The sequence below is a fragment of the Geobacillus zalihae genome, from assembly GCF_030414215.1.
GTDB lineage: Bacteria > Bacillota > Bacilli > Bacillales > Anoxybacillaceae > Geobacillus > Geobacillus zalihae.
Map to the genome: position 1 here is coordinate 2,407,078 of NZ_CP129217.1, position 15,151 is coordinate 2,422,228.

Annotated in this window: 14 protein-coding genes; 2 read left to right on the forward strand and 12 right to left on the reverse strand. The window is 54.4% G+C overall.

What is annotated here, in order from left to right:
• Nucleotides 1–22 precede the first annotated feature (22 nt).
• On the reverse strand, nt 23–2,086 hold the full coding sequence (locus QWV57_RS12150; protein WP_033004876.1) for a sigma-54 interaction domain-containing protein: 2,064 nt from the start codon (nt 2,084–2,086) through the stop codon (nt 23–25).
• Nucleotides 2,087–2,225: 139 nt separating this feature from the next.
• Between QWV57_RS12150 and QWV57_RS12155 the strand changes: the two genes are divergently transcribed.
• Nucleotides 2,226–2,474, forward strand: a complete 249-nt coding sequence (locus QWV57_RS12155) for a DUF2627 domain-containing protein (RefSeq protein ID WP_011231866.1) — start codon at nt 2,226–2,228, stop codon at nt 2,472–2,474.
• A gap of 75 nt (nt 2,475–2,549) precedes the next feature.
• Here the strand turns inward: QWV57_RS12155 and QWV57_RS12160 are convergent, their stop codons facing one another.
• On the reverse strand, nt 2,550–3,278 hold the full coding sequence (locus tag QWV57_RS12160; protein WP_301099933.1) for a glycerophosphodiester phosphodiesterase: 729 nt from the start codon (nt 3,276–3,278) through the stop codon (nt 2,550–2,552).
• 108 nt (nt 3,279–3,386) lie between these two features.
• Between QWV57_RS12160 and QWV57_RS12165 the strand changes: the two genes are divergently transcribed.
• Nucleotides 3,387–3,539: a YycC family protein gene (locus tag QWV57_RS12165; protein WP_011231868.1), complete on the forward strand. Its 153-nt coding sequence runs from the start codon at nt 3,387–3,389 to the stop codon at nt 3,537–3,539.
• 151 nt (nt 3,540–3,690) lie between these two features.
• On the opposite strand, the gene spo0A is transcribed toward QWV57_RS12165, so the two are convergent.
• The 10 genes from spo0A to folD form a co-directional block, all read right to left on the reverse strand.
• Nucleotides 3,691–4,509: a sporulation transcription factor Spo0A gene (spo0A, locus tag QWV57_RS12170; protein WP_025038882.1), complete on the reverse strand. Its 819-nt coding sequence runs from the start codon at nt 4,507–4,509 to the stop codon at nt 3,691–3,693.
• Between the two features lie 384 nt (nt 4,510–4,893).
• Entirely contained in the window at nt 4,894–6,189 is a 1,296-nt protein-coding gene (gene spoIVB / locus QWV57_RS12175; protein WP_015375368.1) for a SpoIVB peptidase, read from the reverse strand.
• Between the two features lie 273 nt (nt 6,190–6,462).
• Entirely contained in the window at nt 6,463–8,184 is a 1,722-nt protein-coding gene (gene recN, locus QWV57_RS12180) for a DNA repair protein RecN (protein ID WP_033004872.1), read from the reverse strand.
• A gap of 126 nt (nt 8,185–8,310) precedes the next feature.
• Nucleotides 8,311–8,760 carry a transcriptional regulator AhrC/ArgR gene (ahrC, locus tag QWV57_RS12185; protein WP_011231872.1) on the reverse strand — a complete coding sequence of 150 codons (450 nt, stop codon included), beginning with the start codon at nt 8,758–8,760 and terminating at the stop codon, nt 8,311–8,313.
• A 49-nt stretch (nt 8,761–8,809) separates the two neighbouring features.
• Nucleotides 8,810–9,658, reverse strand: a complete 849-nt coding sequence (locus tag QWV57_RS12190) for a TlyA family RNA methyltransferase (protein WP_301099934.1) — start codon at nt 9,656–9,658, stop codon at nt 8,810–8,812.
• 3 nt (nt 9,659–9,661) lie between these two features.
• The gene (dxs, locus tag QWV57_RS12195) at nt 9,662–11,554 is read right to left on the reverse strand and encodes a 1-deoxy-D-xylulose-5-phosphate synthase (RefSeq protein WP_301099935.1); all 1,893 of its coding nucleotides are present in this window, start codon (nt 11,552–11,554) and stop codon (nt 9,662–9,664) included.
• 247 nt (nt 11,555–11,801) lie between these two features.
• Nucleotides 11,802–12,695 (reverse strand): polyprenyl synthetase family protein, encoded by an 894-nt coding sequence (locus QWV57_RS12200; RefSeq protein WP_012820586.1) that lies wholly within the window; start codon nt 12,693–12,695, stop codon nt 11,802–11,804.
• 3 nt (nt 12,696–12,698) lie between these two features.
• Nucleotides 12,699–12,929, reverse strand: a complete 231-nt coding sequence (locus QWV57_RS12205) for an exodeoxyribonuclease VII small subunit (RefSeq protein ID WP_012820585.1) — start codon at nt 12,927–12,929, stop codon at nt 12,699–12,701.
• Nucleotides 12,926–14,272: an exodeoxyribonuclease VII large subunit gene (gene xseA, locus QWV57_RS12210; RefSeq protein WP_015375372.1), complete on the reverse strand. Its 1,347-nt coding sequence runs from the start codon at nt 14,270–14,272 to the stop codon at nt 12,926–12,928. Before xseA ends, QWV57_RS12205 begins: the two co-directional genes overlap by 4 nt.
• Nucleotides 14,273–14,283: 11 nt before the next feature.
• A complete protein-coding gene (folD, locus tag QWV57_RS12215; RefSeq protein ID WP_011231878.1) occupies nt 14,284–15,138 on the reverse strand; it encodes a bifunctional methylenetetrahydrofolate dehydrogenase/methenyltetrahydrofolate cyclohydrolase FolD in 855 nt (284 codons plus the stop codon).
• Nucleotides 15,139–15,151 lie beyond the last annotated feature (13 nt).

Consider the following 15,151-nt stretch of genomic DNA (forward strand, 5'->3'; position numbering starts at 1 on the left):
AATATTCTTCACTCCGCGCAAATTATTGCATGATATTTTTGTCAAGCCCGTATTTCTCCAGCTTGTAATATAAATTGCGCACCGAAATGCCAAGCGCCCGGGCCGCCGCTGTTTTATTGCCTCGATGGCGGCGAAGCGCCTGCTCAATCAAGCTCGCTTCGTATCGGCTCACCATTTCCTCAAGCGGCCGAATCTCCTCTTCCGTTTCCACTCGATGAGCCGGCACTGACGAAGGCGAAGCGAGCGGCGGCAAATGCGTCGCATCGATCATCACTTCATGAAATTTCATGAAAATCATCGCCCGCCCGAGCACATTTTCGAGCTCGCGGACATTTCCCGGCCAATCATAGGCAAGAAGCTTCGCCATCGCTTCATCCGTGACACCTTCGACGTTGCGCCCGTAATCTTGGTTCAGTTTCTGGATCAAACGCCGGCAAAGAGCTGGAATGTCTTCCTTGCGGGCGCGCAGCGGCGGAATATAAATCGGCATCCGATTGAGCCGATAGTATAAGTCTTCGCGAAAGGCGCCTTCGGCAATCGCTTTTTCAAGGTTGACGTTCGTGGCGGCGATGACGCGGACGTTGATCGGGATCGGCTTCGTCCCGCCGACGCGGACGATCTCCCGCTCCTGCAAGACGCGGAGCAGCTTCGCCTGCGTGCTGGCCGACAGTTCGCCGATTTCGTCAAGGAAAATGCTTCCGTTGTTTGCTTCTTCAAACAGCCCTCGCTTGCCTCCGCGCCGCGCGCCGGAAAACGCTCCTTCCTCATAGCCAAACAGTTCGCTTTCCAATAATGTTTCCGGAATGGCCGCGCAATTGACGCGGATAAACTTGTTATACTTTCGGTCGCTCGCGTTGTGAATGGCGTGGGCGAACAGCTCCTTGCCCGTCCCTGATTCCCCCCGCAGCAAAATCGTCGCCGGTGTTTTCGCCGCCAGCTTCGCCTGCTCGATGGCAACCTTCATCTCTTCCGACTCGCCGACGATGTCGGCAAACGAATATTTCGCCTCGAGCGTGCGGATGATTTGCCGCGCCCGATTGAGCTCAGTCGTCAGCCGCTGAATTTCTGACACATCATGAATGACGCCGACGCTCCCTTTCAATACGCCATCAACAATAATCGGCGCAACATTGACGATGACATCCCGGTTTTTCGGGCCGACTTTCATGCGCGCTCCGCGCACCGGGCGGCGCGTTTTCAATACTTGCATATGCATGCTTTCCCCTTCGGCGATGTCGGCGGTCGCCGGTTTGCCGATGACGTCTTCCTCTGTCAAACCGGTGAGCCGTGTATACGCCGGGTTGATCAAAATACCGTTCCCATTTTCATCGACGACAGAAATTGCCTCTTCCGACGAGTGGATGATCGCTTCAAGCATCATGCGGACTTCTTTTAAGTCGGTGATTTCTTCCGCCAAAGCGAGAAGCTCGGTGATGTCCTTGAATACCGCGAGCGCCCCAAACAGTTTGCCATTGTCATCGATGATCGGGATGCGGGTGGTGATCAATTTTTTTCCATTGGCCAGCTCCACTTCTTGATGAAACTCCGTCTGCCTCGTTTCGAGCACGCGCGGCAAGCCGCTTGACGGCAGAACGGTCAAAATATGCTTGCCGATCACTTTGTCTTTATCGACTTCAAGCAGCTCCGCCGCGCTTTGATTCATATCGGTAATGTAACCATATTCATCAACGACAATCATGCCATCGTGGGACGAATGAAAGATGAGCGCGCGCCGAGCCGCTTCGCTTTTCAATTTGGCGATGAGCGCTTCTTTTTCTTCAACGAGCTCGGCCATCATCTGCGCGACTGCACTTGGGACAATATTGGCTCCCTCTGGCGCCAATCGACGGATTTCCTCAAGGACATCCGCCCTGCCCGTCGTTTCAATGATCAAATCAAGCGGCTCGGCCATCCATGGACGCCAGTCGCTCGCAGCAGCGATGCCCCATTTTTGCGCCAGTTGCACCCCCGGAGCTTGTTCATCGACGTCAACAACCGCCACAACGTCAAATCCCGACGCCCCGTGAAGCAGCTTCAAAAGCGACATTCCGCGCGAGTCAGCCCCAATGATCATCACTTTTTTCATGTCCATTCACCACACTTTATAGTATGCCAATTTTTGCAGACACTTTTATCATACTTGATTTGCTCTTTCCTTGACAAACGCCCAATAACCGCTATGATAGTCGATAAGGCTACTCTTTTCGGAAAGGAACGCGATCGCGATGGGGCGAATGATTGCGCTGTTGATTTTAGTCATTCCCGGGCTTGGAGCGGCGCTTGGCATCAAATGGATGCGCGATGCGTTGTTTGGCATCAACGGGCCGCTGTTTTCTGCCTTATGGCTGCAATTTCTCGCCGGGCTCGCGCTGTTTGCCGCTGGGCTGGCGTTTCTCGGCGGTTTTTTGCTGCACCGCGACCGGAAACGCAACAAAGTGCAGGCGCGTTTTCAACGAAAACGAAAAACGCCTTGACCCGGAACGTTGATGCCTATTACACTGGGAAAACATCCATTTCAAGGCAAACAAAAAATGCCTTAACGTCTCTCGTTAAGGCGTTTTCTCTTTCCATTGCTTCGCTTGGCGCGGGTAGTCGGTGAAGACGGCGTCAACGCCATAAGCAAACATCGTTTTCATCACATTTCGCTTATTTACCGTAAACGGGCGGACCGCCACCCCGCGCCGCCGCGCTTCGGCGGCAAATTCCGCCGTCACCGTCCGATAGTGCGGATGCACCCCGTCGGCGTTCATGGCGCGCACATACGTCCATGGGTCATACAGCGGCTCGATGTACAAAAGCGCCGTCTCGATTTCCGGTGCAAGCGTTCGGCAAAGGCGCATGCTATGATGATTGAACGATGACAAAATCGTCCGCTTCTCAAGCCCATAGCGGCGCACGAGGGAGATCGTTTTTTGCTCAAGCGTTTCGTAGGCGATGAGGCTATTTTTCAGCTCGATGTTGACCGCCATCCGTGTTGATGACAGCCAAGCAAGCACTTCCTCAAGATGCGGAATCGGACAATGGCCGTGCTTGCCGCTCCATTTCGCCGCCGCGTTCAATCGGCGCAGTTCACGGTACGTGATGTCTTTCACCCAGCCGCTGCCGTCCGTCGTCCGGTCGACCGTTTCGTCATGAATGACGACCACTTCGCCGTCTTTTGTGAGCTGCACATCCAATTCAATGCCGTCCGCTCCCGCTTTTTCCGCCTCGATAAACGCCGCCATCGTATTTTCCGGGTGCGTCCCCGCCGCCCCGCGGTGGGCAAAAATCAATGTCATTCTGCCTTCTTCCTTTCGCCTTTATTGGCCGTTCAGCCAACGAGCTGGCCGAAACCGGCGGTCGTTCGTTATACTAAAAGTAATACTATGAACAAACGAGGTGAGATGATGCAGCCGTTGAAAATTTCGCTGGAAACAGCGCAAAAGCTGGCCAAAGCGCTCGGCGTGCCGATCGAGCAGATCATGCATATGCCGCCGCACATTTTGGTGAACAAGCTGCTGGAATTGGAGAAAAAAGAAAAAGAAAACGACCCGTCTTAACCGTCTGGCCCTTGGCGGTAAAGCCGCCTCTGTACACCACACCGGCGCAAGCCACGTTCCCCCTTTTTTCGTTCCAGCAAGCCGCCAAACGGCAAAAAAGACGCCCCCGATTGCGGAGCGTCTTGCTGCTTTGGCTATCATTCGTTTTCCGTTACGATGCCTTATGCTCAAGCCGGAGCTTATCGGCCACCATGGCGATGAATTCCGAGTTTGTCGGCTTTGCCTTTGAGACGCTCACCGTATAGCCGAACAGCGAGGAAATCGATTCGAGGTTGCCGCGGCTCCAAGCGACTTCGATCGCATGGCGAATGGCGCGCTCGACGCGGCTGGCCGTCGTGTTGTATTTTTTCGCGATGTCCGGATAGAGCACTTTCGTGATGGAGCCGAGCAGTTCGATGTCGTGGTACACCATCGCGATCGCTTCGCGCAAGTACAGATAGCCTTTAATATGCGCCGGGACGCCGATTTCATGGATGATGCTCGTAATGCTCGCATCCAAATTTTTCGGTTTGTTGTCGCGCGCCTGGTAGGCAGAGCCGGTTTTTCTGACCATCGGCGCCGTTTTGCCATGAATCTGCCGAATGTGATGGACCAAATTCTCCATGTCGAACGGTTTTAAAATGAAGTAGGAAGCGCCGAGTTCCACTGCCTTTTTCGTGACATCCTCCTGGCCGAACGCCGTCAGCATAATGACGCTCGGCTGATGCTCACAACCTGCGCGGACTTTCTCAAGCACAGCCAACCCATCCAAGTGCGGCATAATGATGTCCAGAAGCAAAATATCCGGCCGCTTTTCCTCGAGCATATGAAGGCAGTCTTGGCCGTTATACGCCGTGCCAATCACCTCCATGTCCGGCTGACTCGAGATATATTCGTCAAGCAATGTCACCAATTCGCGGTTATCATCGGCAATGCACACCTTAATGCTCAAAACGATCGTCCTCCCCCACTTTTTCTTGCTATGTAACATTCCGTTAACGTACATTCGACAACAGCAGCAAAAAATCCTTTTATTTTTCAAAAAATAAAAATTATAACAAAAAACGAGCTCATTAGACAATATCCGTTTTCACCAGCGATGCGTTTGTCGAAAAATCTTTACAAATTTCATTTTAACGGATGTTTCACCAAATATCTATGCCAAACCGGCAAAATTTTTGCCGCCTTTTTTGAAAAATTTTTAGTGGCAGCCTAACCAATATGGCGGGATCAATCAAGCCGCTCACAGCATTTCGAAACATTGGCCTTGGGATGATCAGGAAGAGATGAATGGTGACCAAATCATCACTCGTCATTTCACCAAATATACGCAAGAATCGAATGTTGGCTGCCGGGAAAAAGCGAGCCGACTTTGTCAGCTCGCTTTCTTTTGTTTGCCGTATAGATCGATGCCTGCCTCTTGCAGCATCCACTCAATGTGGACGCCATAGCCGGATGTCGGATCGTTCACGAAAACGTGCGTCACTGCGCCGACGAGTTTTCCATCCTGAATGATCGGACTGCCGCTCATCCCTTGGACGATGCCCCCTGTTTTCTTTAACAAGCGCGGGTCCGTGACGCGAATCACGAGGCCTTTGGTCGCCGGAAATTTCTGCGGAATGGTGCTGACAATTTCCACGTCAAACTGCTCGACTTTGTCGTTTTCCACCACTGTCAATATTTTTGCCGGTCCTTCTTTCACTTGGTTCGCCAAGGCAACCGGGATCGGTTTTGTGAACGGACCGTTCGGCAGTGGCTTTGTAAGCTTGCCAAAAATGCCAAACGGGCTGTTGGTGGTGATCGTGCCGATCACTTCTTCGCCGTCGGAAAAGCGGGCTAATTTTTCACCTGGATTGCCGCTCGTCCCTTTTTCGATCGATGTGACGGTCGAGCGCATAATTTGCCCGTTTTGCACGACAATCGGCTTTTTCGTATCCATGTCAGAGATGACATGGCCAAGTGCGCCATATGTTTTTGATTTGGGGTCGTAAAATGTCATCGTCCCGATGCCGGCGGCCGAATCGCGAATGTACAGGCCGATGCGGTACACATCGTCATGCCTGTCTCTCAGCGGAACGAGCTTCACCGTCATGGAGTGCTGATCGCGCAGAATTTTTAGATGAAGCGGTTTTCCCGTTTTGCCGGCCTCCTCGATGAAAGGGGAGAGGTCGCTCATGTTTTCGATTTTTTGGCCGTTAATGCCGATAATGATGTCGCCGACTTGAATGCCGGCTGCCTCTCCCGGCGATTTTTTCCCGTTTTCGGTTTCGACAAGGTGGTAACCGACGACAAGAACGCCGACGGTATTGAGCTTGACGCCGATCGATTGTCCGCCGGGAATGACTTTGAGCGTCGGCAGCACGTTGACATCCACTTGCTTGATCGGCATTCCGGCAACCTGCAACACCATCGTTTCATGTCCGCGGCGTTTCGCCTTTACAGACAGAGAACCGTTTTTTCGCTCAATATTGAGCGTTTCGGGAGCGTTTCGGTCATTGACGGCCGCTTGTACGGGAAGGGAAGCGGCAGGAAATTCAACCGCATCGCCTTCAAACAGGACAAGCTGCTTCGGAATTTGCCAATATTCCTTCATCGGTTTGGAAAAAGCGATGGCCGTCAATATACCAAGGAGAAGCACTCCTGCGACTTTTCGCGCCGTTTCTTTATTCAATGTCGTCCACTCTCCTCGCTCCCGCCTACACCATGCCAAAACGGTTACAGTTTTAATTTTGCCTGAACCGGGGAAAATATAATCGCCCTGCCGATAAAAAAGCTGCCCGGAATTGGATGGACTTGCATCCGGACAGCCGCGCGGCTTTTTGCTTATCTTTATGAAACACCGTAGTTCTCTTAAGGAAAGCGAGCGCCAAGTGAGAACAGGCAGGCGGAATCGGCCCGCTTTGAGAGGGATGCGCCTCCCCTCGACGAACAGGGGAAACAGGAATCAATGTTTCATTTTCGCCGCCAGTTCCAACAGCTCTTTGGCATGCCGTTTCGTCAATTCCGTCATCTCGACGCCGGAAATCATCCGCCCGATTTCTTTCACTTTCTCCTCCTCATTGAGCTTCCTCACGACTGTTTTCGTCCGTTCCCCATCCGTCTCTTTGGCGATCAACAAGTGCGTGTCCGCCATCGCAGCGACTTGCGGCAGATGGGAAATGCAAAGCACTTGCGACTGGCTGGCGATGTGGTAAATTTTTTCCGCCATCGCCTGGGCGACGCGTCCGCTGACACCGGTGTCGACCTCATCAAAAACAATCGACGTCACTCCTTGATGTTTGGAAAAAATCGTTTTCAACGCCAGCATAATGCGCGACAGCTCGCCGCCGGAAGCGACTTTGACGAGCGGTTTTAACGGCTCGCCGACGTTCGTCGAAATGTAAAACTCGACGACATCGATGCCGTCTTCTTGGAACCTAACCGGCACGCCGTCGACCAAGGGGGCGTCAAGCGATCCTTCGCGCTTGGCAAATACGATGTCAAATTTCGTTTTGTCCATGTACAAGTCTTTCAGTTCTTGATGAATGCGCTCAATCAGGCGCTGGGCATATGTTTGCCGAACAGCGGTGACGTTTTTCGCCTCCGTAAGCAACTCGTCCGTCACCAGAGCGAGCTGCTGCTTAAGCTCATGCACATGCGTTTCGCGATTTTCGATTGTCTCGATTTCCTCGGCGATCGTCTCGGCATAGTGCAAAATATCGGCGATCGTCGCCCCGTATTTTCGTTTGAGCTGCCCGATTTCCGCGAGACGGCTTTCAATGGCATCGAGCCGCTCTGGGTCGTACTCCATCTCCTCAATTTGATCGCGCAGCTTGTACATGACTTCCTCGAGCAAATAGTAGCAGTTCGACGTCGTTTCATGCGCATCTTTGAGCGCTGCATCCATGCCTGCGACGTCATCGAGATGGCGCATCGCCTCCCCGATCGAATCAAGTCCGCGTCCCTCTCCGGAGAGGGCCTCATAACTTTTCTGCAGCGCGGTATAAATTTTTTGAAAATTGACGATGCGAACTTTTTCCTCCATCAGCCGCTCGTCCTCGCCCGGCTCGAGCGCCGCCTGTTCGATTTCGCGCAACTGAAACGTCAACAAATCAAGCCGGTGCGCCATTTGCTGTTCATTTTCGCTCAGCTTTTTCAATTTTTTTCCGAGCTCCTCATACCGCTCGTAGACGGCGCGGTAGCGAGCAAGCGCCTCTGCTGCCTCTAGGCCGCCGAACTCGTCTAAAAGCGGCAGATGGCGGGACGGATCCATCAGTTCTTGATGTTCATGCTGGCCGTGAATATCCACAAGCGTCGCCCCGATGTCGCGCAGCACCGCCGTCGTGACGAGCTTGCCGTTAATGCGGCAGACGCTTTTGCCGTTGGCGAAAATATCGCGGCGCAACACGATCATGCCGTCGCTGGCGTCGATGCCAACGTCTGCGCATTTTTGCCAGCATGGATGGCGGTCATCATCAAGCAAAAACAGCCCTTCGATTTCCGCCTTTTCCGCCCCAAAGCGGACAAATTCAGCGGAGCCGCGTCCGCCGATCAACAAATGAATCGCGTCGATGATGATCGATTTGCCGGCTCCCGTTTCGCCGGTTAACACCGTCAGCCCTTTGTCGAACGACAACGAGAGCGACTCGATAATGGCGAAATTTTTAATCGACAGCTCGGCGAGCATTTCACCACTCCTTGCCTGTCCGATTGATTCCACTTTTGATTATAGCACGTATGTTCGGATTTGCAAACGAGGACCGCCCTGTCGTTCCGTCCTTGAACGCAGAACGGGAGCTGGGCCGGTCCTCGCCTAGAGCATGGACAACAGCTGGTCGGACACTTTTTCCGCATCTTTCGGAGTACGGCAGATGATCAGGCACGTATCGTCGCCGCAAATCGTACCGACGATTTCGTTCCAATCCAAATTGTCGAGCAAGACGCCGACGGCATGGGCGTTGCCCGGCAGCGTCCGCAACACAAGCAAGTTGCCCGTTCCGTCAAGCTTCACAAACACATCAACAAGCGCCCGCTTCAGCTTTTGCAACGGATTGAAGCGCTGGTCGGACGGAAGGCTGTACTTGTAGCGGCCGTTGGCCATCGGCACTTTGACGAGCTGCATTTCTTTAATGTCGCGCGAGACGGTCGCCTGGGTGACGTTAAAGCCAGCTTCTCTCAGCCGGTCGACAAGCTCGTCTTGCGTTTCAATGTCATGGTTCATAATGATTTCGCGAATTTTAATATGCCTTTGCCCTTTGTTCACATTGCGCCACCTCTTTGCTTGCAAAATGCCACGCTGTTGTTTCCCGCCTCTATTCGCCATGCCCCTCTGTCCTGTCGCCACGTAGATGGGCGTGCGCCTCACGTACGATATGTGCGATCGGCATCGACAGACGGTTTTCCCCTTTGCGATTTTCTCCCGAATAAACGGCGTGAAGCAAAAACTCAATGTTGCCATCGCCGCCGGTAATCGGTGAATACGTTAAATGAAGAACATCGAACCCTTCCGCGCAGGCGAATTGAATGATCGATTCGAGCACTTCCTCGTGAATGTTCGGATCGCGGATGATCCCTTTTTTGCCGACCTTTTCCTTGCCGGCTTCAAACTGCGGCTTGACGAGAGCAATCACATCGCCGCCCGGCACCATGACCGTCTTGACGACCGGCAAAATGAGCCGCAGCGAAATAAACGAGACATCGATGACAGCTACTTCCGGCAGCCCTTTCGTAAACTGATCCGGCGTCACGTAGCGGAAGTTCGTCCGCTCCATTACAACGACGCGCTCGTCTTGACGCAGCTTCCAGGCAAGCTGGTTGTAGCCGACATCGACGGCATACGTCAGCTTCGCCCCATGCTGCAAGGCGCAGTCGGTGAAACCGCCGGTCGACGCGCCGATGTCAAGAACAATTTTATTTTCCACGCGAATATGAAACTCGCGCAACGCTTTTTCCAGTTTCAACCCACCGCGGCTGACGTACGGAAGCGGGTTGCCTTTCACCTCAAGCGGAATGTCAACCGGCACTTTTTCCCCGGGCTTATCGAGTCGAACGTCGTTTGAATAGACAAGCCCGGCCATGATCGCTCGCTTCGCCTTTTCCCGCGTTTCCGCCAGCCCTCGTTCGACAAGCAGCACATCGAGCCGTTCTTTTTTTCCTTTCATGTCTCAAGCCCTTTTCTGTTTTCTTGGCACCATCGTTTTGATGCGGTCGATGATATGGGTCGACGTCAGCCCGATTTCATTGAGCAGCTCGCTGACGCTTCCATGTTCGATAAAGCGGTCCGGGATGCCCATCCGTTCGATGACCGCTCCGTGATAACCATGATCATGAGCAAACTCCAACACAGCACTGCCAAAGCCGCCTTGCAGCACCGCCTCTTCGACCGTTAAGATCGGCAGGCGGCTCTCAAGCAGTTCGTGAAGCATCGCCACGTCCATCGGCTTCAAAAAGCGAGCGTTGACGACTTTCACCGATATGCCGTCTTTCGCCAGCTCGTCGGCCGCCTTAAGCGCCATCGAAATCGTCGTGCCAAACGTCAAAATCGCCGCATCGCAGCCGTCGCGCAACACTTCCCACGTGCCGATTGGGATTTCTTTCAGCTCCTCATCAAGCGGTACGCCAAGCCCGTTGCCGCGCGGGAAACGCATGGCGATTGGCCCGTCGTCGTAGCGGATGGCGGTGTACACCATGTGCTGTCCTTCGTTTTCGTCTTTTGGCATCATCAACACCAAATTCGGCACATGGCGCAAAAAGGCGATGTCAAACACCCCTTGGTGCGTTTCGCCGTCCGCCCCGACCAACCCAGCACGGTCAATGGCGAAAAAGACATTTAAGTTTTGCCGGCATACATCATGGACGACTTGGTCATAGGCGCGCTGCAAAAATGTCGAATAAATGGCCAAAAACGGTTTCATCCCTTGTGTCGCCAATCCAGCCGCAAGTGTTGTCGCATGCTGCTCGGCGATGCCAACATCAAACATCCGATCGGGGAACTCGCTTGCGAACCCTTCCAGCTTCGAGCCGACCGGCATCGCCGGCGTAATCGCGACGATGCGCGGGTCGGTGCGGGCGAGCCGGCGCACGGTTTCGCTGACAAGCGCGCTCCATGACGGACCTGCCTCTTTCGTTTTGACAAAAGCGCCGGTTTCGATTTTGTACGGCCCTGTGCCGTGCCATGTGCCGACTTTGTCGTTTTCCGCCGGACTGTACCCTTTTCCCTTCTTCGTGATGACATGGACAAGCACGGGGCCTTTCATCTTCTTCGCATAGCGCAAGTTCTCAAGCAAATCCTCAAAATCGTGGCCGTCGACCGGGCCTAAATACGTAAACCCGAGCTCTTCGAAAAACACGCCGGAGACAAACAAATATTTCAAGCTGTCTTTCAGCCGCTCGGCCGTCGCCGCCAACTTGCCGCCGACCGCTGGGATGCGCTTGAGCAGCAGCTCCAGTTCATCTTTCACCCACTGGTATTTGCCTGCGGTGCGCAACCGACCGAGGATGTTGTGCAACGCGCCGACGTTCGGGGCGATCGACATTTCATTGTCGTTTAAGATGACAATCATATCCGTTTTCTCATGCCCGATATGGTTGAGCGCCTCAAGCGCCATGCCGCCGGTGAGCGCCCCGTCGCCGATGATCGGCACGATGTATTCATCCGTCCCTTTCAAATCACGGGCGATCGCCATTCCCATCGCCGCCGACAGCGACGTCGAGCTATGGCCCGTTTCCCACACGTCATGCTCGCTTTCGCTCCGTTTCGGGAACCCGGACAGCCCTTTGTATTGGCGGAGCGTGTCGAACGCGGCGGCGCGTCCGGTCAAAATTTTATGCACGTATGACTGGTGTCCGACATCCCAAATGAGCTTGTCTTTTGGGCTGTCGAATTCGCGGTGGAGGGCGATCGTCAGCTCGACGACCCCTAAGTTCGGGCCGATATGTCCGCCTGTTTTCGACAACTTCTCAATTAAAAACCGCCGAATCTCGGCGCTTAACCGTTTCAGCTCAGGAATGGACATGTTTTTGACAACGCGCGGATGGTCAATTTTTGTCAAGTCCAACAAAGATCACTCGCTTTCATTCTGTCGTTCTCCGAGCCGTTTCTCCTCGTACAGGTAGTATTATTATACATGATCCGGCGCGAAAAATCGACTTTTCCCGCCAACGCAGCCCGTCACCACTAGGACGCGTTTTGTGGTGTATCTATAGAACTTGCGGCGGCCGCCCGGCGGAAAACAACCAAAAAAACAAGGCCGCCTCCGCCCCGAAGGAAAGCGAACAACGGGAACAAGAGGCGGCCGCCCCGCATCAGTGGTCGCGGACCGCGACAAGCTCGCAAATGTAGGCCAGCACCGCGTCATCGATTTTGGCTTGCTGCAAATGGCGCTTCGCGGCGTCAATGTGAAACGCCAGTTTCTCTTTAGCACCGCCTAGCGAAAGAAGCACCGGATATGTCGCCTTCTTGTTGTCGCGGTCGCTGCCGACTCGCTTGCCGATTTTTTCTTCCATTCCTTCAATGTCCAAAATATCGTCGCGAATTTGAAAGGCGAGGCCTAAATGTGCGGCGAACTCGTTGAGTTCGCGCGTCTGCCGACCATCGGCGCCGCCAAGCAGGGCGCCGGCGTGCACGCTGTATTGCAGCATTTTCCCCGTCTTATGGCGGTGGATGTATTCCAGTTCCGCAAGCGCCAGCGTTTTTCCTTCCGCCTCCATATCAGCCGCCTGTCCAGCGACCATGCCTTCCGGGCCGGCCGCCTTCGCGAGCTGCTCGATGAGCTGCAGACGGACGGGAGGCGGCACGCGATCATCATCGATTTCGGCCATCAATTGAAAGGCATACGTCAACAAAGCGTCCCCGGCCAAAATGGCCATCGCCTCGCCGAACACTTTATGGTTCGTCGGTTTGCCGCGCCGCAAATCATCGTTGTCCATGCTTGGCAAATCATCATGAATGAGCGAGTACGTATGGATCATTTCAATGGCGCAAGCGACTGGCAGACCGATCGCCGGGTCTTTGCCAAGCGCTTGGATGGTCGCCAGCAACAAAAGCGGGCGGATTCGTTTGCCGCCAGCCTCAAGCGAGTAGGCCATCGCCTTTTTCAGCGTCTCCGGCCCACGAAGCCGCGCCATATAGGAGGAAAGCGCCGCCTCGACGGCCCGTTTTTGTTCGTTGAGAAACTGTTCAACCGAAAGCTGCGCCACCCGTCACTCCTCCTCCGGCGAAAAAGGGACAAGCTCGCCGTCTTCGCGCAGCATGTACTCCAACTGTTTCTCCACATGCTGCAATTTATCATGGCAAAGCTTGGACAGTTTCATGCCTTCTTGAAAAAAGGCGATCGCCTCCTCAAGCGGCACGTTCCCTTCCTCGAGCTTTTCGACGATTTCCTCCAGTTTTTTCATCGCTTCTTCAAACGTCATCTCTTTTTCTTCGCTCATACTTGTTTTTCCTCCACTCCCGTCACTTGACAATCGACTCGTCCGTCTTGAACTTGAATGGAAAGATGCTCGCCGATTCGAAGCTGGTTCGTTCGTTTCACGAGCTCGCCCTGCTCATTGTACACCAAGCTGTAGCCGCGCTCCATGATGCGAAGCGGACTGAGCGCCTCAAGCCGGGCGAGGTTGGAGCGAAAGCGGAACCGATGGCGCTCCACCGCGGTGCGCATCGCTTTTTCCAGCGCATTGGCGGTCGCCTTTTGCCGTTCTTTCATCCGCTCAAGCTCTGCAGCCGGATGGTGCCGCCATAGTCTCATGTCAAGCTCATGCAGCCGCTGACGATGTTTGTCGACGAGCCGTTCGCGTTGGCGGCTAAGCCTCTCAAGCAACGCATCAAGCTGCTGTTCTTTTTGTTCATAGAGCCGCTTGGGATAGCGGAATGCGTAGGATCCTTGCAGCCGGCGAAGCTGCTCTTTATCAGCGGCAAGCCGCTCTTTCATGGCGCGGATGAGCCGCCATTTCCGCTCGGCGAGCCGCTCAGCGAGCTCCCCAACATGCGGCGCCGCCATCTCAGCTGCTGCCGTCGGCGTCGGCGCCCGCAAATCGGCGACAAAGTCGGCGATCGTAAAATCTGTTTCATGGCCGACAGCGGAAATAATCGGTATTTTTGAGGCGAAGATGGCGCGGGCGACGATTTCTTCATTGAACGCCCACAATTCTTCGATCGAGCCGCCGCCGCGGCCGACAATCAGCACATCAACCTCGCCGAACGCATTCGCCCGCTCGATGGCGCGCACGATGGAGGGCGCCGCCCCGTCCCCTTGAACGAGCGCTGGAAACAAAATGACTTTAGCGAGGGGATAGCGGCGGCGAATCGTCGTCATAATATCGCGCACCGCCGCTCCAGTCGGCGATGTAACGACGCCGATGCAGCGAGGGAAAGCTGGAAGCGGCTTTTTATGGACCGGCGAAAACAACCCTTCCGCCTCGAGCCGCTGCTTCAGCTGTTCGTAGGCTAAATAGAGGCTTCCGACACCTTCCGGCTGCATTTCTTTGACATAAAGCTGATAGTTGCCGTTCGGTTCATAGACGGAAATTTCCCCGCGCGCGAGCACGTTCATCCCATCTTCAGGACGAAACGGCAAATGCTGGTTGTAGCCGGCGAACATGACGGCGGCAATGCGTCCTTGGCTGTCTTTCAACGTAAAATACATATGGCCGCGCGAATGCTGCTTAAAATTCGAAATCTCGCCCTTCACCCATAGATCGCGCAAATGCGGGTCGACATCGAACTTGCGTTTGATGTACTTCGTCAACGCCCCGACCGTCACATATTTCACTTCCACTGATCCTGCCCTCACTTTGCGGCCAGCTGCCGTGCCGCTTCAATCGTGTTGTGCAAGAGCATTGTAATCGTCATCGGCCCGACTCCACCCGGCACCGGCGTAATATAGCCAGCCACTTCTTTCACAGCGTCAAAATCGACATCGCCGCACAATTTGCCGTTCTCAAGCCGGTTGACGCCGACGTCGATGACGACCGCCCCGGGCTTGATGTGTTCCGGGCCGATGAGGCGCGCCTTGCCGACAGCGACGATCAAAATGTCCGCCTGCCGAGTGATGGCGGCCAAATCCGGCGTTTTCGAGTGAGTGTAGGTGACGGTGGCATGTTCGCGCAAAAACAGCTGGCCAACCGGTTTGCCGACGATGTTGCTTCGGCCGACGACGACGACGTGCTTGCCGGCGATGTCAATGCCGGCCGATTGCACCATCACTAAAATGCCATGCGGAGTGCAAGGGAGAAACGCCCGTTGGCCGATCATCATTTTTCCGACATTGATCGGGTGAAACCCATCGACATCTTTTTCCGGTGCGATCGTTTCAATGACCGACCATTCGCAAATGTGATCCGGCAGCGGCAGCTGCACTAAAATGCCGTGCACCGCCGGATCGACGTTTAACTCGCGGATTTTCGCAAGCAGCGTCTCTTCGTCGATCGCCGCCGGAAACGTGTAAAGGAACGAGCGAATGCCGACCTCGGCGCACGCTTTTTGTTTTCCTTTTACATACGAATGCGATGCCGGATCGTCGCCGACTAGAATGACGGCCAGCCCCGGCTCAACGCCGTCCGCTTTCAACTGTGCGGCTTCATCCGCCAATGCGGTGCGAATCGTCCTCGCCATCTCCGTTCCGCTAATGATTTGTGCTGTCATCGTGTTTCGTTCC

Coding starts and splice junctions, on each gene's coding strand:
- QWV57_RS12150 (WP_033004876.1), bottom strand. CDS start 2,086: ATGAAAAAAGTGATGATCATTGGGGCTGACTCGCGCGGAATGTCGCTT.
- QWV57_RS12155 (WP_011231866.1), top strand. CDS start 2,226: ATGGGGCGAATGATTGCGCTGTTGATTTTAGTCATTCCCGGGCTTGGA.
- QWV57_RS12160 (WP_301099933.1), bottom strand. CDS start 3,278: ATGACATTGATTTTTGCCCACCGCGGGGCGGCGGGGACGCACCCGGAA.
- QWV57_RS12165 (WP_011231868.1), top strand. CDS start 3,387: ATGCAGCCGTTGAAAATTTCGCTGGAAACAGCGCAAAAGCTGGCCAAA.
- spo0A (WP_025038882.1), bottom strand. CDS start 4,509: ATGTTACATAGCAAGAAAAAGTGGGGGAGGACGATCGTTTTGAGCATT.
- recN (WP_033004872.1), bottom strand. CDS start 8,184: ATGCTCGCCGAGCTGTCGATTAAAAATTTCGCCATTATCGAGTCGCTC.
- QWV57_RS12190 (WP_301099934.1), bottom strand. CDS start 9,658: ATGAAAGGAAAAAAAGAACGGCTCGATGTGCTGCTTGTCGAACGAGGG.
- QWV57_RS12205 (WP_012820585.1), bottom strand. CDS start 12,929: ATGAGCGAAGAAAAAGAGATGACGTTTGAAGAAGCGATGAAAAAACTG.
- folD (WP_011231878.1), bottom strand. CDS start 15,138: ATGACAGCACAAATCATTAGCGGAACGGAGATGGCGAGGACGATTCGC.